19 protein-coding genes are annotated in these 25,019 nt (G+C 62.7%); 5 read left to right on the top strand and 14 right to left on the bottom strand.

Going from position 1 to position 25,019, the window contains the following annotated elements; translation table 11 throughout:
• Positions 1-120: 120 nt before the first annotated feature.
• Entirely contained in the window at positions 121-1,386 is a 1,266-nt protein-coding gene (locus tag G8E03_RS07385) for an ROK family transcriptional regulator (protein ID WP_166190258.1), read from the top strand.
• On the opposite strand, the gene G8E03_RS07380 is transcribed toward G8E03_RS07385, so the two are convergent.
• From G8E03_RS07380 to G8E03_RS07370, 3 genes are all read right to left on the bottom strand, one after another.
• The gene (locus G8E03_RS07380) at positions 1,373-1,609 is read right to left on the bottom strand and encodes an Lrp/AsnC ligand binding domain-containing protein (protein WP_166190256.1); all 237 of its coding nucleotides are present in this window, start codon (positions 1,607-1,609) and stop codon (positions 1,373-1,375) included. The two genes, G8E03_RS07385 and G8E03_RS07380, sit on opposite strands and share 14 nt — an antisense overlap.
• A 62-nt stretch (positions 1,610-1,671) precedes the next feature.
• Positions 1,672-2,859: a kynureninase gene (kynU, locus tag G8E03_RS07375; protein WP_166190254.1), complete on the bottom strand. Its 1,188-nt coding sequence runs from the start codon at positions 2,857-2,859 to the stop codon at positions 1,672-1,674.
• 107 nt (positions 2,860-2,966) lie between these two features.
• A complete protein-coding gene (locus G8E03_RS07370; RefSeq protein ID WP_166190252.1) occupies positions 2,967-4,922 on the bottom strand; it encodes a bifunctional 2',3'-cyclic-nucleotide 2'-phosphodiesterase/3'-nucleotidase in 1,956 nt (651 codons plus the stop codon).
• 178 nt (positions 4,923-5,100) lie between these two features.
• Between G8E03_RS07370 and G8E03_RS07365 the strand changes: the two genes are divergently transcribed.
• The 3 genes from G8E03_RS07365 to G8E03_RS07355 are packed head-to-tail and all read left to right on the top strand — an operon-like array spanning position 5,101 to position 11,719.
• A complete protein-coding gene (locus tag G8E03_RS07365; RefSeq protein WP_205793322.1) occupies positions 5,101-8,748 on the top strand; it encodes a hypothetical protein in 3,648 nt (1,215 codons plus the stop codon).
• A gap of 10 nt (positions 8,749-8,758) precedes the next feature.
• Positions 8,759-10,717: an NAD(P)/FAD-dependent oxidoreductase gene (locus G8E03_RS07360; RefSeq protein WP_166190248.1), complete on the top strand. Its 1,959-nt coding sequence runs from the start codon at positions 8,759-8,761 to the stop codon at positions 10,715-10,717.
• Positions 10,718-10,726: 9 nt separating this feature from the next.
• On the top strand, positions 10,727-11,719 hold the full coding sequence (locus tag G8E03_RS07355; protein ID WP_166190246.1) for an acetoacetate decarboxylase family protein: 993 nt from the start codon (positions 10,727-10,729) through the stop codon (positions 11,717-11,719).
• A gap of 9 nt (positions 11,720-11,728) precedes the next feature.
• On the opposite strand, the gene G8E03_RS07350 is transcribed toward G8E03_RS07355, so the two are convergent.
• Positions 11,729-13,657 (bottom strand): NAD(P)-binding protein, encoded by a 1,929-nt coding sequence (locus tag G8E03_RS07350; RefSeq protein WP_166190244.1) that lies wholly within the window; start codon positions 13,655-13,657, stop codon positions 11,729-11,731.
• An 88-nt stretch (positions 13,658-13,745) separates the two neighbouring features.
• Here G8E03_RS07350 and G8E03_RS07345 point away from each other — a divergent pair, with 88 nt between their 5' ends.
• A complete protein-coding gene (locus G8E03_RS07345) occupies positions 13,746-14,459 on the top strand; it encodes a Crp/Fnr family transcriptional regulator (protein ID WP_166190242.1) in 714 nt (237 codons plus the stop codon).
• Between the two features lie 380 nt (positions 14,460-14,839).
• Here G8E03_RS07345 and G8E03_RS07340 read toward each other — a convergent pair whose 3' ends face one another.
• The 10 genes from G8E03_RS07340 to urtA form a co-directional block, all read right to left on the bottom strand.
• A complete protein-coding gene (locus G8E03_RS07340) occupies positions 14,840-15,529 on the bottom strand; it encodes an ABC transporter ATP-binding protein (protein ID WP_166190240.1) in 690 nt (229 codons plus the stop codon).
• Entirely contained in the window at positions 15,526-16,269 is a 744-nt protein-coding gene (locus tag G8E03_RS07335; RefSeq protein ID WP_166190238.1) for an ABC transporter ATP-binding protein, read from the bottom strand. Before G8E03_RS07335 ends, G8E03_RS07340 begins: the two co-directional genes overlap by 4 nt.
• Positions 16,262-17,245, bottom strand: a complete 984-nt coding sequence (locus tag G8E03_RS07330) for a branched-chain amino acid ABC transporter permease (protein WP_166190235.1) — start codon at positions 17,243-17,245, stop codon at positions 16,262-16,264. Before G8E03_RS07330 ends, G8E03_RS07335 begins: the two co-directional genes overlap by 8 nt.
• Positions 17,242-18,162 carry a branched-chain amino acid ABC transporter permease gene (locus G8E03_RS07325; protein WP_166190233.1) on the bottom strand — a complete coding sequence of 307 codons (921 nt, stop codon included), beginning with the start codon at positions 18,160-18,162 and terminating at the stop codon, positions 17,242-17,244. Before G8E03_RS07325 ends, G8E03_RS07330 begins: the two co-directional genes overlap by 4 nt.
• Positions 18,163-18,212: 50 nt before the next feature.
• The gene (locus G8E03_RS07320; RefSeq protein ID WP_166190230.1) at positions 18,213-19,349 is read right to left on the bottom strand and encodes an ABC transporter substrate-binding protein; all 1,137 of its coding nucleotides are present in this window, start codon (positions 19,347-19,349) and stop codon (positions 18,213-18,215) included.
• 93 nt (positions 19,350-19,442) lie between these two features.
• A complete protein-coding gene (gene urtE, locus G8E03_RS07315) occupies positions 19,443-20,138 on the bottom strand; it encodes an urea ABC transporter ATP-binding subunit UrtE (RefSeq protein ID WP_166190228.1) in 696 nt (231 codons plus the stop codon).
• 1 nt (position 20,139) lies between these two features.
• Complete coding sequence (gene urtD, locus G8E03_RS07310) at positions 20,140-20,877, bottom strand: urea ABC transporter ATP-binding protein UrtD (RefSeq protein ID WP_166190225.1); 738 nt, start codon at positions 20,875-20,877, stop codon at positions 20,140-20,142.
• A complete protein-coding gene (urtC, locus tag G8E03_RS07305) occupies positions 20,874-21,974 on the bottom strand; it encodes an urea ABC transporter permease subunit UrtC (protein WP_166190223.1) in 1,101 nt (366 codons plus the stop codon). Before urtC ends, urtD begins: the two co-directional genes overlap by 4 nt.
• Entirely contained in the window at positions 21,971-23,569 is a 1,599-nt protein-coding gene (gene urtB, locus G8E03_RS07300; protein WP_166190221.1) for an urea ABC transporter permease subunit UrtB, read from the bottom strand. The genes urtC and urtB overlap by 4 nt, the downstream gene beginning before the upstream one ends.
• Before the next feature lie 81 nt (positions 23,570-23,650).
• The gene (gene urtA / locus G8E03_RS07295; protein WP_205793321.1) at positions 23,651-24,949 is read right to left on the bottom strand and encodes an urea ABC transporter substrate-binding protein; all 1,299 of its coding nucleotides are present in this window, start codon (positions 24,947-24,949) and stop codon (positions 23,651-23,653) included.
• Between the last annotated feature and the right edge of the window lie 70 nt (positions 24,950-25,019).

Genomic DNA, 25,019 nt, shown 5'->3' with positions numbered 1-25,019 from the left:
TGTCTGTCAAATTTATAAAGTATGATACATCCATAAACTGGCTGGGTTTTCGAGCTTACCACCAAATTTCGAGAAAATTCTTCCGATACCCCACGGCATTCGATGAAAGTACTAAATTAAATGAACGATCCATGTGACGGATACGGCCCCCGCGCCCCGCTGGGGAACGTCAGTGAGGGAACTGCGATCTCACGTATTTTCCAGCAGATCCGCGCCGAGGGGCAGATCGCGCGCATCGATATCGCCCGCGATCTAATGATCAGCCCAGCCACCGTGACCGCAATCACATCTGACCTGATCGCGCGCGGTCTGATCGAAGAAGCTGCGGCCATTTCGACCGAAACCCTAAGGGGGCGCCCCCGTGTCAAATTGCAACTACGCGCGAACGCGCATGTCGTCGCCGGGCTGAAACTGGGCGCGAACGTCACGACACTCGTATTGCTCGACTTTCAGGGCAGGCAACTAGCCAAAGCCGCGATATCGCAGCCGCTGCAAAACGCCGGTGCCGATGAAATCCTCGCGCTGATCGAGCGGGTTCTGGACAGCGCCCTTACCAAGGCCGATCTGAGCCGAAGCGACATCTCCGCCATCGGCGTCGGCCTGCCGGGTTTCGTGAACGCGGCGGAGGGGATGGTGCATTGGTCCCCCGTCCTCGACAGCCGGATGATTCCGCTGGGCGCACGCCTACAGGACGCGCTGAATTGCCCCGTGGTGATCGACAACGACGCGAACCTTCTGGCCTTGGCGGAATTGTGGTTCGGTGTCGGGCGCGAGCAGCGCGACTTTATCGTGGTGACGATCGAACAGGGTCTGGGCATGGGCATCGTCATCGCAAACCGCCTGTATCGCGGGACGCGCGGTCGCGGGGTGGAGTTTGGGCACATGAAAATTCAGCCCGACGGGGCACTGTGCCGGTGCGGGCAACGCGGATGTCTGGAGGCCTACCTCGCCGACTACGCCCTGCTGCGTGAGGCGGAGATGGCCCTCCCCGCCGATACATCCCAGCATCACGACAGGCTTGAGAACCTTTTCGCCGAGGCAAAGGCGGGCAACCTTGTCGCAAGGTCGATCTTTCACCGCGCGGGCCGATTGTTCGGGATCGGGCTGGCGAATATCGTCAACATCTTCGATCCTGCCCTCATCATTCTGTCGGGCGAGCAGCTACAATACGACTATCTGTACGACATCGAAGTCAGCGAGATGATGGAGGCCAATTCGATCGACCTAAGCGACAGGCCGGTGGAATTGCGCGTGCATAAATGGAACGATCAGCTGTGGGCCAAAGGCGCTGCCGCCTTCGCGCTGGATCATATCACGGGCGCGATTCTGGACACAGCGCCGCAGGCTCGGACCCGGGGCAGGCAGGATGCGATCAGAACGCCTTGAAGGTCAGCGTCGTCATCGACCGTTCGACATTCGCGATATTGGCGATGTTCTCGTTGATCCAGTGCCCGATATCGGCACCCTCGGGTGGGTAGAGCTTCAGCAGCAGATCCCATTCGCCCGAGGTCGAGTACAGTTCCGACACGATCTCACGCTCATACAATTCGTCAGCGACGGAATAGGTCGTACCGGGTTTGCAGCGGATCTGTACGAAAACGGCGCTCATGGGGTCATCCTCAAGGTATCGTCACGGATTTGGTTCAGGCCTAGCATCTCAAATGCGGCGCGTCACGTCACGGCTTGGCGTCGGTGAAATTCGGGGCGATCCCAGGAGGCGGTGTGCATAACATCCGCCAGGATCGCCGCGGCCTGCCGCACGTCGGCCTCACCGATATACAACGGGGTGAAGCCGAACCGCAGGATATCGGGCGCGCGAAAATCCCCGACAACGCCTCTTGCGATCAGGGCCTGCATGATTGCGTATCCCTCGGCGTGACGAAAACTGACTTGCGAGCCGCGCTGCGCCCCGTCCCGCGGTGATGCGAGCACGAGATTTGTGGCCGCCTCGACCTCGGCAATGAACAGATCGCACAGCGCGATGGAGCGGGCCCGCAAATCCTCCATATCGACGCCGTCCCAGATATCCAGCGCCGCGTCGAGGGATGCCATCTGGATCACCGACGGGGTGCCGACACGCATGCGTTCGATTCCACCAGCCGGGCGATAATCCCGGTCGAAGGCAAACGGCACCTCGTGCCCCAACCAGCCGCTCAGCGCGGGAACGACCTGATCCGCGTGGCGCGGCGCGACATAGATGAACGCCGGTGCCCCCGGCCCTCCGTTGAGATATTTGTAGGTACAGCCGACGGCAAAATCCGCGCCGGCGCCCGCCACATCCACGGCCAGCGCCCCGGCGGAATGGGCCAGATCCCAGATGGTCAGGACCCCGGCCGCCTGTGCCCTGGCGGTCAGAACTGCCATGTCATGCTTGCGGCCCGTGCGATAATCCACCTCGGTGATCAGGGTCACGGCGACAGTCTCGTCTATCGCGGCCTCGACCTCCTCGGGGGCTACGACGCGCAATTCGTGGCCCTGCCCCAACATGCGGATCAGCCCCTCAGCCATGTAGAGATCGGAGGGGAAATTGCCGCTGTCGCTGAGGATCACCTTGCGATCCGTCATGCGCAACGCGGAGGCGAGCGCCTGATAGACCTTGACCGAAAGGGTATCGCCCAGAACCACGTGACCCGGCTCCGCTCCGATCAAGCGTGCGATGCGATCGCCCAGCGCCATGGGCTGCGCCATCCATCCGGCCCGGTTCCAGCCGGTGATCAGCATATCGCCCCATTCGTCGCGCATCATCGACGCAACCCGCGACTGCGCGGCAACCGGCAAGGGACCAAGGGAATTTCCGTCGAGATAGATCACCCCGTCCGGCAGGTGGAACATCGCCCTGGTCGCCTCGAAATCGGTCACGTCGTCTCTCCCTCGCTACACGAAGGTGTTTCACGCAACGGAGGGGAAGGATCAAGGGGGCCTCTCGCGCGGAGCATCCATAGACGCACCGCGCGAGAGGACGCGCGTTACAGCGTGATGCGATAGCGCGCGAAGCCGTCGTCGCCTTCTCCGGCTGCTTCGATGTTCACACCGGTCACGGAGTCCATATGCTCCGCCCCTGCGGGCCCCGTGTCGAACAGAACGGTGGTGTCCTCCATCGGGACGAAGGTCCAGTTCGCGTCGGCCTTGGGGTCAATGGTTCCCTGATCGACGATATAGCGCACGATCACATCGCGGTTGGTATCCGGCCCGACGAAGATCGTCGTCGAACCGTCCGCACCGGGAAAGTTGCCACCACCGCCCGCGCGGTAGTTGTTCGTCGCCACGACGAACTTCTGCGTCGGATCGATCGGCGCGCCCTGATAGGTCAGGTTCACGATACGGTTTGCGTCCGGGTTCACGATCGCGCCGTCGCGGTCATATTTCGCAGGCTGACTGAGATCTATCTGATACTCGACCCCGTCCATGACGTCGAAGTTATAGGACGGCATGTCGGGATTGATCAGCGTGGCGTCCTGCGCGCCCGGCGCGACCTGATTGAACATCCCGGCGGAACGCTCCAGCCACTCCTTGACCGTTGCACCGTTAATCAGAACGGCACGGGCGGTGTTGGGGTACAGATACAGATCCGAGACGTTCTTGATCGCGACAGGGCCGACCGGCACGTCGGTGTAATAATCCGGTCCCCCTCGACCGCCCGCCTTGAACGGTGCGGCGGCGGACAGGATCGGCAGGCCCTCCCACTCCGTTCCCTTCATCATCTGCTCAATATACCAGGTCTGCGCCTGGCTGACGATCTGAACGGAGGGATCGTCCGCGACCAGCGCGAAATAGGAATGCAGCGGTGCCGCCGTTTCCCCAACGGCTCGCCGGATATAGGCGAGGGTTTCCTCATGCTCCTGCGCGGTGGCGGCGAGCACCGGCTCGAAACTTTCGACCAGCGGTTCGACCTCACGCTCCACCCGGGAATAGATCGGACGCGCCTCGGTGGTGGAGTTCACGACCCGCCATTCGCCGGCCTCATGCTCCAGCATCAGGTCGATCAGCCCCATATGGCTGCCCCAGAAACCGGCCATCACAGCAGGCTTGCCCATCAGGGTGTCCTGCCCGATGCCCTCGCCCGAATAATCCTCACCCGGAAAGACGAGGTGATGGTGCCCGGTCACGACCGCGTCGATCCCGTCGATTCCCGCCACGTAGAGCGAGGCGTTTTCCATCCCGTCGGTATGCGCCTCGGTCGAGATGCCCGAATGGCTCAACGCGACCACCAGATCGGCCCCCTGTTCGCGGATTTCAGGCACGAAGGCGCGGGCAGCTTGCAGGATGTCACGGGTGTTGGCCTTGCCCTCCAGATGGCGGCGATCCCAGTTCATGATCTGCGGTGGCAACAGGCCGATCAGCCCGATCCTGACCGTTTCCGTCGTGCCGTCGCCCAGGGTCACTGCACGCTCCACAATCGTGTAGGGCGGCACCAGATGATCGTCGGCCTGCGGCGTAGCGCCCAGCTCACCCTTCGCCACATTGGCGGACACGACGGGGAATTGCGCGCCGGCGACCGCCTTCATCAGGAAATCCAGCCCGTAGTTGAACTCATGATTGCCCAGCGTCGCGGCGTCATAGCCCAGGGTGTTCATAGCCATGATGACGGGATGCACGTCCCCGTCGGAGAGGCCCTTCTCATAGGCCATGTAGTCGCCCATCGGATTGCCTTGCAGGAAATCGCCGTTGTCCACCAGAACGGTGTTCGTCGCCTCGGCGCGAATGCCCTCGATCAGGCTGGCCGTCCGGGCGAGGCCGACCGTGTCCACCTGACGATCCGCGTAATAGTCGTAAGGGTACACATGCACATGCAAATCTGTCGTGGACATGATGCGCAAATGCGCCTGACGCCCCTGCGCCATGGCCGAAAAGGGATGCAGGACCACCAGCGCACCTGCGCTGGCCAAAAGGGTCCGCCGGCTGATGTTGAATGTTGCGGTCATGTGAATGCCTTTCGCGAAAGTGACTGGTTGCCCGATTGAATACCCCCGCTACACGACTGTCACGTGACATTCCTGCCAGAGGCGATGTTCGCATTTTGCGTACACGATCGGCGATTTTCTGCTATCGGTCGAGATGTGCACCGGAACGTCACAGACGTGAATCGCGCACTGGGGGCAGATGCGGTGGATACCAATGGACGGTTCGGATCTACAAAAGCATGACGATGTAGAAACATTCAGCGTCGCGTGGGAGGCTGCAACCGTCCTGCAGGCCGATCTTGTCGGGTTTTCCGGTTTGGCCGCGAACCTGTCGAAGCAGGGCCCGCAGGGTGCGGAAATCCTGTCCTCCGTTCTGGAAACGTTCTTCGATACGCTCATCCGCACCGTCGAAGCCAGAGGCGGATTGATCGCCGGGTTCGCGGGTGATGCCGTCATGGCGGTCTGGCCCGGCGCCGGAATGGACTTTACCGCGCATGACACCGCACGGATCATCCACAGCGAATTGCCCGATCAGATACGATGCCGCATCAGCGTCGCCTCCGGCCGTGCCGGTATCGACCGTTACACTCACGCCGGCACGGACGAGATCTGGGTGGCAACGGGCCCTGCGGCGGCGATCGCCGCACGTCTGAACTCCAGCGCGGCACCCGGCGCGACCATATCGAGCAGATCCCGCCGCCCATCTGCTGGCGAGCACGACCAGACCCGCGTTGCGCCCCGACATGACCGGACACCGCTGACCCGCGTCTGGACTCGGATCACAGGCGAGGACGGGACATCGACGTTTCGCGATCTGACGGTTCTGTCATGCGATCTGACGGCTGGCGCTCATGCCGAAGAATATCGCGCCGATCAGGTTGCCGAGCGCCTCGGCCGGATTTTCCGCCATATCGAGCCTTGGGCCGGCGTTCCCGTCAACATGATGGCCGAGGAAAAAGGCACGGTTCTGCACATCGTGTTTGGCCTGCCACCGCTTGGGCCATCGGGGCGCGAATTGCGCGCGATGCGGGCTGCTGTCTCCATCATGGCGGATCCGAAGCTCGGATGTCCGGTGGGTGTGGCCGATGGCCGGATGTTCCTGAGCCGTCATGGAACACGCACCACGCGAACCGTCTCGGCCATCGGATGGCCCAGTTCCCTCGCCACCCGTTTGATGCAGGCCGCGACGGACGCGCCTCTGGTCGATGCAGCAACAGCGGAACGTGCGGGCGTGGCAATCGACACTCAGCCGCTGCCGCCTCTCTCGGTAAAAGGCTGGTCCGACCCCGTAGCCATTGCCCGGATCAGGGATATGTCGCCCGCCAACGACCTGTCGCCCACCTCACCGTTGATCCATTGGCTGAAGGACCCGCGATTGCCCCACCCGGTTCATGTCCTCAGCGGACCCAGGGGGATCGGGCGATCGGAACATATGCGCGGGCTTTGCGCCATCGCGCAGGCGACCGACTGGCGTGTCATCCGTCCGGCCCTGCGTCCCGACGGGGCACAACTGGCATATGACGGCATCGCACGGGTCGCGGCGGAGCTGGCGTCATCCTTTCACGATCCGCCGCAATTTACAGCATCCCAGATCACGGCCTTGAGGCAGTTCGCCCCACTGCGTGAGCTGATCGCCCCACCGACCGTGACGCAAGCGTCCGTCCCAAGCGGGGAGCCACAACAATCCCTGCTGGAATCCGCCCTGAGCCAGCTGATCCTGCATGATCTGGCCAACCTGCCGCCTTTGCTGATCGCTCTGGACGATGCGCAGTGCCTCGACCGAAGTTCCGCCGCGATGCTGGAACGTGTCGCACGTGACGGGGTTCGGGTGGTGATTGCGGTCCGCACCGACGAGGCGGCTCCACCGTCCGAGGGGGGCTTCGCAATCGAACCTCTCGACCTGGACGGCGTCGATCGCGCGATTTGCCGCCTGATGAACGCGCCTGCATGCGAACCCGATACCGTGCGGGAGCTGTTTCGGCGCAGCGGTGGCAACCCCTTGTTCCTAAGGGAACTCGTTCGAGATCTGAGCGAAAGCGGGCGGCTGAGGATGACCGGCGGCGCATTGCGACTGCCAACGGCAGAGCCCGCGGACCCGGAACTGCGCAGCATGTCGCCCGCGACGCTGCGCGAACTAGCGGCAACCCGGCTCGACACATGCGAACCCGTGGAACGACAGGTCCTGTCGATTGCCAGCCTGTTGGGACAGCCGTTCAGCGCTCCTGACATCGCCGCCCTGCCGGACGCACCCCCTCTTGCACCTATCGAAGACGCGCTTGCCTCACTGTTGCAGCGGGAGTTTCTGAGGGAAGTCGAGCCCGGCCAGTTCGCCTTTCGCGACGATCTGGTTCGGGAGGTTTCGTACAGCGCCCTCCCCTTCGCGGCGCGGCGCAGGCTACACCGACATCTGGCAGAACGGTGCGGGCAGGACGACCTCGCCGATGCGGCCCGCCACTGGGCCGGGGCGGATCAGACGCAGAAGGCCTTCGCCTGCCATGAACGTCTTGCCCGGAATGCAAGCGCCCTGTTCGCCCATGACGAGGCCATCGCCCACGCCTCGCACGCACGTCTGATCGCGCAGCGCAACGGAATAACCCTTCCGATGCGCCGCAGGATCAAACTGTTGATGACCGAAGGCTCCGCCGCGTTGGAGGCGGTCGAGTTGCGAATGGCCGAGGCCCGTTTGTCCGAGGCGCTGACCGCCATGGGGCATCCGCAATCGCGCAGCACGGTGATCAAGACGCTGCAACTCTTTCCCGCGCTTGCCCGGCAGGTGCTGCACCGGGTCAGAGGGCGCGCGACGCCCGCGTCGATCCCCTATGCCGCAATGGCCGCGAGCGCGCACAAGGATCTGGCCGAAATCGCCTATTTTGAAGGCGAGTTGGGTGACGTTCTGCTGCACACGCTGAAATCGCTCAACATAGCGGAACGGGTCGGGCTGACGCGCGAAATGGTCGCGGGCTATACCGCACTATCCATCGGGTTCGAGACGAGCCGGTTGCCAAAACTCGCGGACACCTATGCCGGATATGCCAAACGCACCGCCTTGGCCGGGGGCGATCCGCATGACAGAGCCTTTACGTCACTGGTTGCGCTGGTCCTGTATTCAGGCCGGGGCGACTGGCTTCGCGCCGATCCGGCGGCCCGCGAGGCAATCCGGTTATACGGTGAACTGGGGGCGCGCGGTCGCTGGCGGCAGAGCGTCGCGACGGACATTCATTCTCGCCTCACCCGGTGGAAATTGCGCAGCGACGATCCCGCCTTGGGCGAACTGGAATCCGGTTTGGACAGCCGCGTCAGCGCGCAGATCCGTGTCTGGGTCAAGACAGCCCGGATCGGTGCCGCGCTGTCCGGTGGAGAACCCGTCCCGATCGAGGCACACAAGGCGCTGGCGGGACTGGTCGCACATCCGCAGCTCAACAAAGCGGACGAGACATTCGCATTGTGCACGCTGGCGCTGGCCGATGTCCTTATGGGTGAGACGGCGCTGGCCCGCCAGCGTGCCCGTCTTGCGCTGGATATAGCGGAGAAGAGCCCACCGGGCGCCTGGCATCTGGGCAATGCGTTGCGTTGGCTGTGTTGTGCGACGACCCTGCTGGACGACGCAGCAGCGGCCGCGCGTGCGCGCAAGGTCTTGCGCCGGTTCGCGCTGAAGATGCCCGTCGCGAAACCAGCCGCCATGTTCCACAGCGCATTCGACCAGACGAACGTATCGAAACGCACTGAAATGCTGGCCGACGCTGCCAGATTGGCACGACAAATGCACCTCGTCAGCGATGCCGAGGTCTTCACGAACTTTACCGAAGCTGTCGGTCGACCCATTCCGGTCTGGCTGCAAGATCCCTGAGGGCATCCGCATGGAGAAAGAGAAGATCGCGATCCTTGGGGGAGGATTCGGCGCATTGACCGCAGCATGGCATCTGAGCGCCACACCCGAACTACGGCGGCGATACGATGTGGAAATCTGGCAGATGGGTTGGCGGCTCGGCGGAAAATGCGCTACGGGCCGCGACGATCACAACCGCATTCTGGAACACGGCCTGCATTTCTGGTTCGGCTGCTACGACAATGCCTGGTCGATGTTGCGTGAGATATATGCCGAATGGGACCGCCCGGAAAACTGCCCGTTTCAAACGGGTCTCGATGCGTTCGAACCACAGAACTTCACCCCGTTATGGACGCAATCGTCCGATGGCTCCTGGGATTTCTGCAATATCGAATGGCCGACGAATAGCGATGAGCGTGGCTCGGGTGAATTGAACCTGTCGATCCGTGGAATGCTCAGTCAACTGGCCTCCCTGCTCAAACAACTTCTGCATGCCACCTTCGAGGACGACACCGATCCGACACATAGCGCCGTGGCCAGAGAGGACGTCGATCTGGGCTGTGCCGCGCAAAAGATCGAGGCGCCCGAGGGCTCCGATACCGAGGCGTTGGTACATCTGCGTGAGGTTCGAGAGTCTTTCCGTCCGAAAAGACAGCGCAGCCTGCCGCTGGGCGATCTGTTCAGGGATCTTCTGCATCTGGGAGCGACCTTCGCCGCGGGCATCACCTGGGACGTGCTGATTTGCGGCAAGAGCCTGGACGACCTGAACGAGATCGAGTTTCGCCAGTGGCTCAAGAATCACGGTGCCGACCCGGAGATCGTCGAGACCACATCACCTGTGCGGGCGATCTATGATTGCTGTTTCTGGTATCTTGAGGGCGACCACAATCGCCCGTCCGTGGGCACAGGCACGGCGCTGCGGGTGATCCTGCGGATCATCACCACCTACAAGGAATCGGTGATGTTCACGGTCAAGGCCGGCATGGCGGAGGTGGTCGTCGCGCCGATATATGACATCCTGCGCGCACGGGGGGTAAAGGTGAACTTCTTTCACAAGACGACAGGCCTGCATCTGGACGCCGCCGAAAACTCCATCGCCCGTATCACTCTGGCACGGCAGGCGCGGACCTTGGGCGACTACCGGCCAACCAAGGTCATCAACGGCGTGCCCACTTGGCCCGCGCATCCCTATTGGGAGCAGATCGAGGATGGCGAGGCACTGGCCAAGGCCGGCGTCGATTTCGAAAACCACTGGTCCCCCCCCTATCCGACGGAGGAGGTCATCCTGAAGAGGGGCCAGGATTTCGACAAGGTGATCCTCGGCATCGCAATGGGCGGGTACAAGCAGCTCAACCCGGACGAACCCGGTCTGGCGCGGGAACTGATTGCACAGCGCGGGCCCTTCGCGGATATGGTCGAAAATACCGGACTGGTCCCGACGCTGGCCGCGCAGGTCTGGCTGCCGCAAACCACCAGCGAGCTCGGCTGGGACGATCGCCCCGCCACCGTCGCGGGGCCTGAGCGGTTCGATATCTGGTCCGACATGAGCCAGCTTTTGCCGGTCGAGGGCGGGGCCGGGTCCATCCATTATTTCTGCGGTGCCTATGCCTCTACCACGTATAGCGCGCCTGCACATACGAATGCGCAGGCCGTGGCAAACGCCGACGTTACCGCGCAATTCGCCCAATGGATCGACGATTACGGCACCACCGCATGGTGCGCCCGCCCGCCTGAACCTCTGTCGCCGGAACAGGTCTATGTTCGCGCCAATATCGACCCCTCCGAATGCTGCGTCGGGGCGGCGGCCGGACAGGTGCAATACCGTCTGCCCGCAGATGGCAGCGGTTTTGACAACCTGTTCCTTGCCGGATGTCATATCCGCACGGGACTGAACACCACCTGCGTCGAATCCGCCGTGATGAGCGGTATGCAGGCCAGTCGCGCGATCAGCGGCCAACCGCGCGTCGTCATCGGCGAAGATTACCTGTGAGGATATGACATGACCGATACCAGCAACATGCCTGATTACGTGGACCGTCTGGGGCACGGCGAGATCTGCTTTCCACAGCCCCTGCGGCTGGAGGGGACAACCTCTTATGCCTTCGCGCTGGACGCGGATTCGCGCAGCGTTCAGGCCTTTGTGGACAGTCAGCTCAATGCAGCCTGCGCCCCAGAACTGCGATACGAGACGGTTGGCGACACGGTCCTTCTGACCTTTCTGGAGGTGGCCGCCGCGACATCCCTGTCACAGACCATCGGCGTGCAGGGCGACAGGGAGGCGATGTTCTGGGTCCCCTTGTGGGAATATCGCGAGGGACAGATCTTTCCCCGGCTGACCTTCTGGGTGCCCTATCTGTTTATCAACGTCGATACCGGGCTGGTCGTCGGGCGCGAAATCTGGGGATACCGCAAGACGCTGGGCGATATTCAGCTCGTCACCGATCCCGGTGACAGGTTCGTCGCACGCACCACCATCTTTCCGACATTTGCCGACACCACCCGCGCGGTCGAGAATGCGGAGCTGATCACCCTCACCGGCACCGACGTGCACGGCCCCTGGCGCGATGACTTTCAGGACATCGGCGGTATGCTCAGCGTTATCATGGACCAGATGCGCCACCCGCAAGGTCTGCTGGAAACCATGGTGGAGGGCGCGGCCTTCGTGTGGGATATCGGCAAGCTCGCGTTCGATTTCATCGTGCCTGTCGTGAACCTCAAGCAATTTCGCGCGGCGGAGGACTGGACCAAGGCCTGCTATCAGGCAATCACCGAAAGTCCCGCACATCTGGACGCCGTACATCGCGGCGGACTGATGCCGGGTCAATGGGCCTGTACGATCCGCGATTGCGAAAGCCACCAGATCGCCCGCGATCTGGGGCTGTCCGGTACGCGGGACGGCGATCTGCTGACCACGCAGGCGCGCTTCGCGTTCTGGGTGAACTTCGATTTCACCACCCGCAACGGAAAGACGCTGTGGCAGGCACCGGGCTGAGGCGTCTGGTCACGCCACCCCTGCGGCACGGGCCAACGCATCCGCTGCGGTCTTGCCGCTTTCCAGTGCGGCCTCCGCCGAGCCGCCATTGATCGAGGTGATCGTCCAGTCCCCCGCCAGGCTCATGTTTCGCACGCCGTCCCAATCGGGCGGCAAACGATCCACCACACTGCCGGGAGGGGTGCGGACATAACGCTCGCTGGGTGAGATATTGACGTGGTCGTAGGTGCTGACGATCCGCTGCCGGTCGAACGCGCCCGGTGTCGCGATCCCGGGCCACAGGATATGGGCATTTGCGTCCAGCCACATTTGGGTAAAGGCCTGCCCCGCCGTGTTCGCCTCGATCTGCACATGTGGCGCCTCGACCGTGATCGGTGGCAGGTCGGGCGGCAGTTCCGTGACGCTGACCAGATACTGACAGCTTTTCGCCTGTCCCGATGGCCATGTTTCATGGGCAATCAGATGCGTCATGTCGGCCCATGTTCCCAGGGGCGGCGCACAGGCGCCGGACACCGGCTCCACACTCTCGGCCCAACCGGCCTCGACCGTGGTTCGGTCCAGCCATAGCTGAACGGAATGCGTGGCGACCGACGCGGTGCCGACCGTGTTCAACATACGCGCCCAATCGGGGTTGGTCCGCGCCAGCCCGTCGGTCAACGGTGCGGCCGCGGCGGGGGGAATCGCCAGAATGATGTGATCGAAATCGCGCCCCACCTCCAGCACATGCTCCGCGATCGAAACATGCGTCCACGCATCCTCGAAGTTCACACGCGGCGTGTCAGCAGAGAGCTGATCCCAAAGCGGCGCACTGGGCCAACAATCCAGACCGTTGACCCGCACGAACGGATCATAGCCCTGCCCGGCCAGCGCGGCCTGAACCGACATACGCACCCGCACGACCCGGTCACCGTCGAATTCGATCTCCCTGACCCGTTGGAATAGTCTGATCTTGCCGCCTTGCCGTGCAATGCACTTCACCAGCGGGGTAAAGACCGTGTCGCCCATACCGGCGTTCATACGCCACATCGGCGCACCCCGATAGCCCGCCACCAGATCGAGGATCAGTTTGAGACATGCGCCCGCAGCGATATCCGCGTCGGAGAGATCGTCCCCGTCGCCGCCCCGATACGCAAAGGCCAGATCGTAGATGACGCGGATCGTCTCGGACCACGCGGCGGAGGCATTGGCCCCGTGCATCATCAGCCAAGCGCGAAAGTCCAGATGGTCGATTCGATGCCAGGCATTCCAGCCATGCGGCAACACGTCCGCGAAATATCCCCGCAACACCGCCCCCCCGATTTCGAGCAGATCCCTGAACACGTGCCAGCCCAGCGCCCAATCCATGTCGTGCAGCTCGTCCAGGAACCAGGCGAACAGGCTCTCCCGCTCCTCGGGCTTCGCATGGGCATGTCGGTCGGGGTCGAGCGGGGTGCGCAAACGGTCCGCGCCGACATGCGCGGCCTCGATCCGCATCAGTTCGGCCAGCCTGTCCGGGGCCTGGCGCAAATCGTCCTCGTCCGCATCCCATGGCAGGCCGGGCCATCGGGGGGCCATCAGGGTGTAATCCTTCCACCCCGCCCCCCCGCCATCGCCAGGGGCCGCCCATAACGTAACGTGGTGTTGGGGGGTAAATGCGTCCTCAATCGAGGGGAACACCCCGTCTTGCGCACCGCTCAATTGGGCATAGGCATCGCGCAGCATCGTGAAGGCCGTTCGGTAAAACCCGAGGAACAGATGCAGTCCGTGTTCCTCTATCCGCTGGTGATCGGCGACATTGCGTCCGCTGGCCCCCTTGCCGCCGATCCGCCATCCTTGCGAACACAGCGTGACATCGAAGGTCTCGCGCCGTTCGGGCGTCGCACCAAGCGTATAGGCCGCAGCAACGCCACCGCACCCGCCCCCCAGGATCAAAACCTTCGTTTTACTTGCTAGTGTCATCAGCTTTGTCCTAACTAACCGCGTCGCTGGCAGATAATCGTGTTCACTGCAATAGTACCAGTCTGTCAAAGGGACATAGGGGATGACCATGATAAAGCGTTGTGATCTGCCGTCATCACTGGCGGAGTTCGATATATTCGCATCACTCGACGCCGATGCATTGTCTGACCTGGCGAACCGCGTCGACATCGTGCGTCCGGAGCGTGGTGAACTGGTGGTGCAGCACCTGGACAAATCCGATGATTTCTATCTGGTGTTGAGCGGTCAACTGACGGCCATCCTGATTTCCGGGCGTGGTCGTGAAGTCGCCTTGGGCGAAATGCAGCGCGGCACCTATTTCGGAGAGATCGCCGCAATCGGCGGCGGCGAACGATCTGCCAGCATCTTCGCCCGCACCCCGGCGGAACTGGCGCGCCTGCCCGGCCGAACCTTGCGCGCCCTGATACGGGATCAGCCGGGTGTGGCACAGGTCCTGCTGGGCGATATGGTCGAGAAGGTGCGAAACCTGACGCAGCGCAGTTTCGAATTGACGGCACTGAAGCTGGCGGATCGTCTGACATTGTTTCTGGTGCGTGCGGGTCTGGAACAAAGCGTTCTGATCGAGGGTGGCGAACTGCGCCCCGCCCCAACCCATGCCGAGATCGCAGCGCAGGTCGGCGCAAACCGTGAAGCCGTCAGCCGGGAGTTGAGCGCCCTCGCCCAAATGGGCGTTATCGGCACACGGCGGGGCTGCATCACTTTTCTCGAACCGGACAGATTGATCCAGCATGCGCACGACATGGGGGATATCGACGTCTCGTAGGCAAAGTTCGGGGTGTAATGCCGGAACACGAATGGGGGGCATACCCGTGTTCCGGCGAAACCGAGCACCCCGGGGACGTCGGAGGGGTGCAAGGTCATTTATCGAGGCGATGGCATATACTTAGGCCGTTTAAGCTTCAGCATATTGGGACAGCCAAATCCGCCTTGCGATGACTGACAATTAATTCAGTTGTCCCGCAACGTCGGTACAAATACGCACGCTATCGGCAGAGTTTGCGAAATGTCTTTCCCCCACGGAAAGGCAGGTCTGATCGTCCGCACGAACAACGTTTTCACCCATGAAGGAACGGTCGGGGCAGATCCCCTCACCGCCGGTGAAGGTAGAAATCGCTCGGGCAGTGTCGCTGCCATCCGTTCAACCTATACGCCCAGATATCGGTCAGCCACCTGTGGGGTCACTGCGGATATCGTTTCGTTCAGGACGCTGCGCCCCCGCTCCAATATGACAACGCGCCGCGCGATATGCGACAGTTCGCGAAGCGACTTGTCCACGATGACGATAGATAGGCCGCTTTGCTCGCTCAAACCTGCGATCACCTCGCGAATCTCCTGCCGAACCAGAGGGGCCAGCCCCTCCGTCGCCTCGTCCAGGATCAACAAACGCGGGTTCGTCATCAGCGCGCGTCCGATGGCCAGCATCTGCTGCTCCCCGCCCGAGAGGGTGGCCGCGCTCTGACCGGAGCGTTCGGCCAGCCGGGGAAACAGCGTGGCGACCCGTGCCTCGTCCCAATGGCCGGGCCGGGCTGCGGCAATCAGGTTTTCGCGAACGCTCAGATTGGGGAAACATCGCCGCCCCTCCGGAACCAGGCCGATGCCGAGGCGAGCAACCGCATGGGAGGGCAGCGATCGCACATCCTGACCGGTGAAACTGAGCGTTCCGGCATCTATCGGCATCATCCGGCAGATACAGCGTATCGTCGTACTCTTGCCCATGCCATTGCGGCCCATCAGGGCGACGACCTCGCCTTCCTCCACGCTGAGGTCAACGCCGAACAGGGCCGGTGATCCGCCATAGGACGCCTTGAGATCACGCACTTCGAGCAAACTCATGCCTCATCCCCCAGATAGGCCTGCCGCACCAGGGGATCGCGCCGAATTTGCGCGACGGTGCCGGTGGCAATGATACGGCCGTAGACCAATACACTGACCCGATCGGCAAGCGCGAAGACCGCCTGCATGTCGTGTTCCACCAGCAAAATGGGGGCCTGCAACCGCAACGGGTCGAGGAGAGATGTCATGGCGCTGACACCCTCCGTCCCCATTCCGGCCATCGGTTCGTCCAGAACGAAGGCCTTGGGCCGCATCGCCAGCGCCATCGCGATTTCAAGGCGCCGACGCTCCCCATGTGCGATATCGGAGGCGGCGGCGCCCAGCCTGTCGGACAGACCCACCATATCGGCCCATCGCGCCACCTGATCGCTGGCCATATCGTCGGCCTTGCGCCACATCGTATAGCTGCGCCCCGCACGCGCCTGAACCGCCAGCAGGATATTCTGCGCCACGGTAAATCCCGGCACGACAGCGCTGATCTGGAACGAGCGTGCCAGCCCCAGCCGTGCCCGTGCGCTCGCCCCCAGATGGGTCACATCCTGTCCATCGAAATGGATCGACCCGCTGTCCGGTGCCAGACTGCCCGCGATCTGGGCGATCAGGGTCGATTTTCCGGCCCCGTTCGGCCCGATCAAGGCATGGATTTCACCGGCCCTCAGGTCGAGTGAAACGTGGTCGCTCGCCTTCAGGGCACCGAAACTCTTGCAGACGTCCCGCAACTCCAGAACCGGATCAGACATGCCCGACCCTCCGCCGGGCGAACAGGCCGATCAATCCGCCCCGTGCGAACAGGACGACTCCCAACAACAGTACGCCCAGAAACAGTTGCCAATACTCGCTGACGCCCCCCAGCCAGTGTTCGAGCATGATGAACACCGCAGCGCCGATCACCGGGCCATATAATCGCCCAACACCCCCCAGAATGACGAAGACCATGATCTCCCCACTGGTTTGCCAGCTGAACATCGTCGGACTGACGAACCGGTTGAGGTCGGCAAACAGGGCCCCGGCCAACGCGGTGATCGCGCCGGACAGGACGAACGCCGTCAGGCGCAGGCGAAGGGGCGACAGGCCCACCGTCTCCACCCGTTGGGCGCTTTGCCGCACCGCATTCAACGCCAGACCGAAGGGTGAGGCGTTGATCCGCGCGCACAGCACCAGCGCCACGATCAGCAAGGCATAGCACAAGGCAAAAAACTGGATCGGTTGCAGCGTATTGAGCCCCGGAAAACCGTTACGCACATAGATGCTCAACCCGTCCTCACCACCATAGGCAGGCCACGAGATCGCGAAATAGTAGAACATCTGACCAAAGGCGAGTGTGATCATGATGAAGTAGACGCCCGAGGTACGCAGGCTCAGCACCCCGATCGCCAGCGCCGATAACGCCCCGGATGCAATCGCGACCAGCCAGATCACCGGCATGGATTTCGTGCCCTCGATCAGAAAGGGCCACTCCATCAGCGGTTGATAGCTTTGCGCATGACTGGCCAGAATGCCCATCGCATAGCCCCCCGCACCGAAGAATGCCGCATGACCCAGGCTGACCAGCCCGCCGGAGCCGAGCGCCAGGTTCAACCCGACGCCGGCCAGGGCCAGCACCGCCACCCGCGTCGCCAGCGTCACGGTGTAGATTTCGCCCGCCAGCCAGGCCGCGACCGGCACGGCCAGCAGCACTGCCGCGATCAGCCAGTTGAGGTGTTTTTCCGCGATCATGCCCGCGCCCCATACAGGCCGGAGGGTCGCACCACCAGCACGACCGCCATCAGGATGTAGATCAGCATGGAGGCCAGAGCCGATCCGACAAGCATGGCGTTCGACGGCTGCATGATCTGGGCGAAGGCAACAGGCAGCAGCACCCCTCCCAGCGTATCCGTGACCCCGACCAGCAATGATGCGACCAGCGCCCCCTTGATCGAGCCAATGCCCCCGATCACGATCACGACGAAGGCGAGGATCATCACAGGTTCCCCCATCCCGACCTGCACCGACTGGATTGCCCCGACCAGCGCTCCGGCCAATCCGGCCAGGGCAGCCCCCAGCGCGAAAACCAGCGTGTACAGTTTCGAAATATCGACCCCCAATGCGGCGATCATCTCCCGATCACTCTCACCCGCGCGGATGCGGATGCCCAGACGCGTGCGCGCGATCAACGCCCACAATCCCAGCGCGACGGCCAGTCCGACCCCGATAATGGCCAGTCTGTAGGCCGGGTACAGGATACCACCGGGCAGACTGACCGGCCCGCGCAACCAGTCTGGCACGTCCAGAAACAGCGGGAACGATCCGAACAGCCAGCGGGTGCCTTCGGAAAAGATCAGAATCAAGGCGAAGGTCGCCAGCACCTGATCGAGGTGATCGCGGGCATAGAGCCTGCGGATCACCACGACCTCCACAATCGCGCCCGCCGCGGCCGCCGCCGCCAGACTGGCCGCCAGCGCCAGCAGGAATGATCCCGTCATCCCCGCCACAGTCGCCGCCGCGAAGGCGCCGATCATGTACAGCGATCCGTGGGCCAGATTGATCAGCCCCATCACCCCGAACACCAATGTCAGGCCAGCCGCCATCACGAACAGCATCACACCGAACTGAAGCCCGTTCAGGACCTGTTCGATCAACAGGATCATCGACATGCAGAACTCCAGTTGAACGGGCCCGCGATCAGGCCCGATACGGCATCAGATCAAAACTGGCATTCCGCCGCGTAGGCATCCGCATGATCCGTCAGGGCGGTGGCGACGATGACATTGGTGAAGATGTCCCCCTCCTGCACGACCTTTCGCACATGGATGTCCTGCACGGGATGGTGGTTCGGTCCGAACGCGAATTCGCCGCGCGTGCTGTCGAAATCGGCGGCCTCAAGTGCTGCGCGGAACGCGTCCTGATCGTCCACGTCAGCGACTTCCATCGCTGAAATCATCAGGTTCGCCGTGTCGAATCCCTGACTGGCATAAAGCGAAGGCAGACGGCCGAATTCCGCCTGAAAACTCTCGACAAAGGCGACATTGGTCGGGTTGTCGAGGTCCTTGCTCCATTGCGAGGTGTTGTGCACACCCAGCGCCGCCGCGCCCACCGCTTGCAATATGCCCTGGTCAAAGCTGAACGCGGGCCCGACCACCGGCAGATCGACGCCGCTGTCCGCATATTGTTTCAGGAACGAAATCCCCATGCCGCCGGGCAGGAAGAAGAACACGCTGTCCGCATCCGAGGCGCGGATCTGCGCGATTTCCGCCGCATAATCGGTCTGACCAAGCTGCGTGTAGATCTCGCCCCCCAGTTCGCCATCATACATGCGCTTGTACCCCATCAACGCATCCTGACCGGCAGGATAGTTCGGTGCCAGGATGAAGCTGTTCGTATATCCCGCATCGTTGGCATATGCGCCGGCTGCCTCATGCAGGTTGTCGTTCTGCCAGGCGATGTTGAAATAATTCGGGTCGCAGCCCCGTCCGGCCAGGGCCGAAGGGCCCGCATTGGGCGACAGGTAGAACTTACCCTGCGCCACTGCCGAGGGCACCACCGCCATGGCGAGGTTGGACCAGACGATGCCCGTCAGGATATCGACCTGTTCGGACTGGATCATCCGGTCGGCCAGCTGCACCGCAACATCCGGTTTGCGCTGGTCGTCCTCGATGATGACTTCGATATCGCCCCGACCCGACTGTTCAACCGCCAGCATGAATCCGTCCCGCACGTCGATACCCAGCCCCGCGCCACCGCCCGAAAGGGTGGTGATCATGCCGACCTTTACATCGGCAAGGGCTGTGGTCGCGCTCAACGCTGCAAGCGTGCCAGCCGTGATGAGAGTTCTGATGGTCATGGATCTGTTCCTCGCCCGGGTTCGTTTTTTGGTGGTTCGTTTTTTGGCACTGTGACAAGCCCGAGCCGATTTGTCAGCCCGCTTTCGCGCCCATCACACGGCGATGCGGCGCAGAACCTCATCCTCATCCATATCGGCGGCGGCACCTGCCAGCGTGATTTCCCCCCGGTCCATCACGACGTAATCGTCGGCCAGATCGCGGGCGAACTCGAAATATTGCTCAACCAGCACGATGGCCATGTCCCCCTTTGCGCGAAGATATGTGATGGCCCGTCCGATATCCTTGATGATCGAGGGCTGGATCCCCTCCGTCGGTTCGTCCAGAACCAGAAGGTCGGGCCGCATCACCAGCGCCCGCCCGATGGCAAGCTGTTGTTGCTGCCCGCCCGACAAATCACCGCCGCGACGGCCCAGCATATCCTTGAGCACGGGAAACAACTCGAACACATCGTCGGGAATGCTGCGGTCCCTGCGGGGCAGACGCGCATAGCCCGTTTCGAGGTTTTCCTTCACGCTGAGCAGCGGGAAAATCTCACGCCCTTGCGGCACCATGGCGATACCGCTGCGGGCCCGCGCCTCGGATCTGGTGCGGGTCACATCCTGCCCCTTGAACCGGATCGTTCCGGCGGAGACGGCATTTCGACCCGCGATCGCCCGCAACAATGTCGTCTTGCCCACACCGTTGCGGCCCAGAACGGTCATTACCCGCCCCGGCTTCGCGGTCAGGCTGACGCCGCGCAAGGCCTGCGCCGCGCCGTAATGCAGGTCGATCTTGTCCACGTTCAACATATCAGCGCCCCAGATAGACTTCGACGACTTCAGGATTGGCGGAAACATGGTCGATGGACCCCTCCGCCAGCACACGACCCTGATGCAGGACCGTCACCTTGCAGGCCAGCGCGCGGACGAACTCCATGTCGTGCTCGACGACGATGACAGTATGCTCGCCCGCCAGATCGCGCAGCAATTCGGCGGTACGCATCGTCTCATCATCAGTCATGCCGGCGGCGGGTTCGTCCACCAGCAGCAATTCCGGCTCCTGCGCCAGCAGCATCCCGATCTCCAGCCATTGTTTCTGCCCGTGGCTCAGATCCGCTGCGGGGCGCGAACGCTCTGCCACCAGCCGCACCAGTTCCAGCAACTCGGTAATCCGATCCTCCTGCGCTGCGGTTCGCCTGGCAAACAGCGTGGCGAAGACGGAGCGGTCGGTTTTCAAGGCAAGCGCGATATTGTCCTCAACGCTCAGGCTTTCGATGACCGTGGGTTTCTGGAACTTGCGTCCGATGCCCAGCCTGGCGGAGCCAGCTTCGTCCGTCTTGGTCAGATCGACCTTCTCGTTCCAGAAGACCTCGCCCTTGTCGGGGCGGGTCTTGCCCGTGATGATGTCCATCATCGTGGTCTTGCCCGCGCCGTTCGGCCCGATGATTGCGCGCAATTCGCCCTTGGTGACGTGCAGCGACAGGCCGTTGATCGCCTTGAACCCGTCGAAGCTACGCTCCACCCCGTTCAGATAGAGTTGCGCGGTCATGGCGTGACCTCCTTTCGAACGGTCGGTCGCCTGATACGGCCCCAGCCATCCTCGATCACGCCCAGGATGCCCTTGGGCATGAACAGCGTCACGAACACGAACAGACCGCCCAGCGCGAACAACCAGATTTCGGGGATCCAGCCGGTCAGGAAGGTTTTTGCCAGCGCCACGAAGATCGCACCGATCGCCGCACCAACCAACGTGCCGCGCCCGCCCAGGGCGACCCAGATCACGATTTCGATGGAGTTTGCGGGGCTGAACTCCCCCGGATTGATAATCCCGACCTGCGGGGTATACAGCGCGCCCGCAACCCCGGCCATCATGGCCGACACCACGAAGACGAAGAGCTTGTACCCCTCCACCCGGTAGCCGAGGAACCGCGTCCGGTCCTCCGCGTCGCGAATGCCGATCAGCACCTTGCCCAGTTGGCTGAGCGCGATGGCCTTCGCGATCAGCAGCCCCGCCACCAGCGCCACCGCGCTGGCCACGAACAGCCCGGCGCGCGTCGCATCCGATTGCAGGTCGAAGCCCAGAACGTCCTTGAAATCCGTCAGGCCGTTATTGCCGCCGAACCCCATTTCGTTGCGGAAAAACGCCAGCATCAGGGCGTAGGTCATGGCCTGCGTGATGATCGACAGATACACCCCCGACACGCGGGAGCGGAATGCGAACCAGCCGAACAGGAACGCCAGCGCCCCTGGCACAACCATCGCCATCAGCGCCGCGAACCAGAACTGGTCGAAGCCCAGCCAGAACCAGGGCAGCTCCTCATAGCTGAGAAAGACCATGAAGTCCGGCAGCACCGGGTCGCCATAGACGCCCCGCGTGCCGATCTCGCGCATCAGGTGCATCCCCATCGCGTAGCCACCGAGCGCGAAGAACGCCCCGTGGCCAAGGCTGAGGATGCCGCAATAGCCCCACACCAGATCAAGTGCCACCGCCAGCAGGGCATAGCACAGGTACTTGCCCGACAACTGCACGACGTAGGAGGCGACGGGCTTGCCCTCCATCACCAGATTGCCCACCGGGATTGCCACCACCGCGATGAACAGCGCAATCAGGAAAAACCCCATGCGCCTGTCGATAAGTCTGCTCATGAATCCACCGCCCGGCCCTTGAGCGCGAACAAACCGCGCGGCCGCTTTTGAATGAAAAGGATGATCGCGACGAGGATCAGGATCTTGGCCAGCACCGCGCCAACCCACGGCTCCATGAACTTGGTTGCGATGCCTAGGGTGAATGCCCCCGCGAACGCGCCCCACAGGTTCCCCGCCCCGCCGAAGACGACGACCATGAAGCTGTCCACGATGTAGCTTTGCCCCAGATTCGGTGACACGTTGTCGATCTGGCTCAACGCCACGCCGGCCAGCCCCGCGACCCCTGCCCCCAGACCGAATGTCATCGCATCGACCCAACCGGTGCGAATGCCCATATTGGCCGCCATGCTGCGGTTCTGCGTCACCGCGCGCATCTGCAAACCGATCGGCGTTCGATTGAGCACCAATAGCAGCGCCGCGAACACGGCCAGTGCGAAGACCAGTATCCAGATCCGGTTCCACGTCATCGCCATCTGCCCGACATCCACCGCTCCCGACATCCAGTCAGGGTTGCCGACCTCTCGGTTATTGGGGCCGAAGATCGAGCGGACGGCCTGTTGCAGGATCAGGCTGATCCCCCATGTGGCCAGCAACGTCTCCAACGGGCGACCGTAGAGATAGCGCACCACGCCCCGCTCGATCGCCACCCCGACCGCGCCTGCCGTCAGAAAGGCCAAGGGCACGGCGATCGCCAGCGACCAGCCGAACATTTCGGGAAAGGAATTGCGGATCGTTTCCTGCACCAGATAGGTCGTGTAAGCCCCGATCATCACCAATTCGCCATGCGCCATGTTGATGACACCCATCACGCCGAAGGTGATCGCCAACCCGATGGCCGCAAGCATCAGAACAGAGCCGAGGGAAATGCCGTACCACAGGTTTTGTGCCAGCCCCCATGACGCGATGGACCGTTCTATCTCATCGGTTGCGGCCTGTGCATCCGCGACCAAAGCCGGGTCCGACAAGGCGGGGGACAGCGCCGACAGGGCGTCCCTGTCCCCGCGCGCCGCCAATACGGCAATCGCCGCACGTTTTTCTGCCTGCGCAGCATCATCCGATTGCAGGATCGCCGCTGCGCGCGCCTGCTCGAACACCGTGGCGACATGCGGTTCGGACTCCGCCGACAGGGCGTCGGTCAAAGCCGCGATTTGTGCGGGATCACGGGCGCGAAACGCCCGCTGGGCCGCGTCAAGCCGCACAGCGGGATCCGGGCTTTGCAAACCCATGCGTCCGATGGCGGCGGCGATGTCGCGGCGCAAACCATTGTTCACGCGAATGTCGCGGGCGTCACGTCGCCCGACAACGCCGAGCCGCTCATCGCTCAACGCGTCGTAGGCAACATCGTCGTCGCCTTCCTCACGTATTGTCACGATGCGGCCGGTTTCACGCAGATAGCTCAGCTCACCATTGGTCAGCATCTCCAACAAGGGCAGCGCCCTGTCGTCGCCGCTTATCGCGATCTGGTTCACGACCCGTCCGCGATCATCGAAATCGCCCTCTGGCAACAGGGTCACTAGGTTTTCGAAATCCTGCGCCATCAGAAATGACGGTGTCAGCAGGAAGATCAGCAGCGTTCTGCGCAGCAGGCCAAGCATGATGAATTCCGGGAATTAAAGTCAGGTGCCACAGCACCGAAAACCGGGGGCGCGTCGTCCGCGCCCCCCGCAGATCACGCCTTACTCAGCCGCGCCGCCGCACGAGGCTGTCGCCACGTTGTAGTTGCCGCACGACAACGGCGCCCGCCAGTCCGAGATCAGGTCGGCGCTGTCGGGCAGATAGTCCGACCACGCATCGCCGGGGACCAGTCCCGACGTCTCCCAGACGATGGAGAACTGACCGTCGTCCTGGATCTCTCCGACCAGCACGGGCTTGGTGATATGGTGGTTCGGCATCATCGCGGAATAGCCGCCGCTCAGATTGGGCACGGTCTGTCCGATCAGAGAGTCGATGACCGTATCCACATCGGTGGTGCCTGCCGCCTCGACCGCCTGAACCCACATGTTGAAGCCGATGTAGTGGGCCTCCATCGGGTCGTTGGTCACGCGATTTTCGTCGCCGATGAATTCCACCCAATCGTCGATGAAATCGTAATTCGCGTCCGTATCCACCGACATGAAGTAGTTCCACGCGGCCAGATGGCCGACCAGAGGGGCCGTGTCCAGACCCGCCAGTTCTTCCTCCCCGACGGAGAACGCCACGACGGGGATATCCTCGGCGGAGATGCCCTGGTTGCCCAGTTCACGATAGAACGGCACGTTCGCGTCGCCATTGATGGTCGAGACGACGGCGGTCTTCTTCCCCTCGGAGCCGAAGGCGGCGATGTCGCTGACAATGGTCTGCCAGTCGGAGTGACCGAACGGCGTGTAGTTGATCATGATGTCTTCCTCAGCCACGCCGAGGGAGATCAGATATGCCTCCAGAATGCGGTTGGTGGTGCGAGGATAGACGTAATCGGTGCCGGCCAGAACCCAACGCTCCACGCCTTCCTCCGCGATCAGGTAATCCACTGCGGGGATCGCCTGCTGGTTGGGCGCGGCACCGGTGTAGAAGACGTTACGCTGCGATTCCTCGCCCTCGTACTGCACCGGGTAGAACAGAATGCCGTTGAGTTCCTCGAACACCGGTAGAACGGATTTGCGGCTGACCGAGGTCCAGTTGCCGAACACGGCGGCGACTTCCTCGACCTCCAGCAATTCGCGCGCCTTCTCGGCGAACAGGGGCCAGTCAGATGCGGGATCGACAACGACAGCCTCCAGCGGGCGACCAAGCACACCACCGGCGGCGTTCTGACGCTCGATCAGCATCAGCATCACGTCCTTGAGCGTCGTTTCCGAAATCGCCATCGTCCCCGACAGAGAATGCAGAATACCAACCTTGATGGGCTCACCTGACGGCGCGTCCTGAGCCATCGAGGGCGCGGCCACACTGATTGCGGCGGCACACAGCGTGGCCGTGAGGGGGAAAAGTTTCGTCATGTATCTGTCTCGCGATTGAGACGCGGACCCGCCAAAGCCGACAACCGGTATTGCCCACGCAATCGGTCCG

Source organism: Pontivivens nitratireducens, assembly GCF_011290545.1.
GTDB lineage: Bacteria > Pseudomonadota > Alphaproteobacteria > Rhodobacterales > Rhodobacteraceae > Pontivivens > Pontivivens nitratireducens.
Note: the sequence above shows the minus strand (reverse complement) of the source record. Positions and strands in the feature narration are given on the sequence as shown.

What these genes read in the sequence shown, in the direction of transcription:
- G8E03_RS07385 (WP_166190258.1), top strand. Translation starts at nt 121, where the DNA reads ATGAACGATCCATGTGACGGATACGGCCCCCGCGCCCCGCTGGGGAAC.
- G8E03_RS07380 (WP_166190256.1), bottom strand. Translation starts at nt 1,609, where the DNA reads ATGAGCGCCGTTTTCGTACAGATCCGCTGCAAACCCGGTACGACCTAT.
- G8E03_RS07370 (WP_166190252.1), bottom strand. Translation starts at nt 4,922, where the DNA reads ATGACCGCAACATTCAACATCAGCCGGCGGACCCTTTTGGCCAGCGCA.
- G8E03_RS07365 (WP_205793322.1), top strand. Translation starts at nt 5,101, where the DNA reads ATGCGGTGGATACCAATGGACGGTTCGGATCTACAAAAGCATGACGAT.
- G8E03_RS07360 (WP_166190248.1), top strand. Translation starts at nt 8,759, where the DNA reads ATGGAGAAAGAGAAGATCGCGATCCTTGGGGGAGGATTCGGCGCATTG.
- G8E03_RS07355 (WP_166190246.1), top strand. Translation starts at nt 10,727, where the DNA reads ATGACCGATACCAGCAACATGCCTGATTACGTGGACCGTCTGGGGCAC.
- G8E03_RS07350 (WP_166190244.1), bottom strand. Translation starts at nt 13,657, where the DNA reads ATGACACTAGCAAGTAAAACGAAGGTTTTGATCCTGGGGGGCGGGTGC.
- G8E03_RS07345 (WP_166190242.1), top strand. Translation starts at nt 13,746, where the DNA reads ATGATAAAGCGTTGTGATCTGCCGTCATCACTGGCGGAGTTCGATATA.
- G8E03_RS07340 (WP_166190240.1), bottom strand. Translation starts at nt 15,529, where the DNA reads ATGAGTTTGCTCGAAGTGCGTGATCTCAAGGCGTCCTATGGCGGATCA.
- G8E03_RS07335 (WP_166190238.1), bottom strand. Translation starts at nt 16,269, where the DNA reads ATGTCTGATCCGGTTCTGGAGTTGCGGGACGTCTGCAAGAGTTTCGGT.
- G8E03_RS07330 (WP_166190235.1), bottom strand. Translation starts at nt 17,245, where the DNA reads ATGATCGCGGAAAAACACCTCAACTGGCTGATCGCGGCAGTGCTGCTG.
- G8E03_RS07325 (WP_166190233.1), bottom strand. Translation starts at nt 18,162, where the DNA reads ATGTCGATGATCCTGTTGATCGAACAGGTCCTGAACGGGCTTCAGTTC.
- G8E03_RS07320 (WP_166190230.1), bottom strand. Translation starts at nt 19,349, where the DNA reads ATGACCATCAGAACTCTCATCACGGCTGGCACGCTTGCAGCGTTGAGC.
- urtE (WP_166190228.1), bottom strand. Translation starts at nt 20,138, where the DNA reads ATGTTGAACGTGGACAAGATCGACCTGCATTACGGCGCGGCGCAGGCC.
- urtD (WP_166190225.1), bottom strand. Translation starts at nt 20,877, where the DNA reads ATGACCGCGCAACTCTATCTGAACGGGGTGGAGCGTAGCTTCGACGGG.
- urtC (WP_166190223.1), bottom strand. Translation starts at nt 21,974, where the DNA reads ATGAGCAGACTTATCGACAGGCGCATGGGGTTTTTCCTGATTGCGCTG.
- urtB (WP_166190221.1), bottom strand. Translation starts at nt 23,569, where the DNA reads ATGCTTGGCCTGCTGCGCAGAACGCTGCTGATCTTCCTGCTGACACCG.
- urtA (WP_205793321.1), bottom strand. Translation starts at nt 24,949, where the DNA reads ATGACGAAACTTTTCCCCCTCACGGCCACGCTGTGTGCCGCCGCAATC.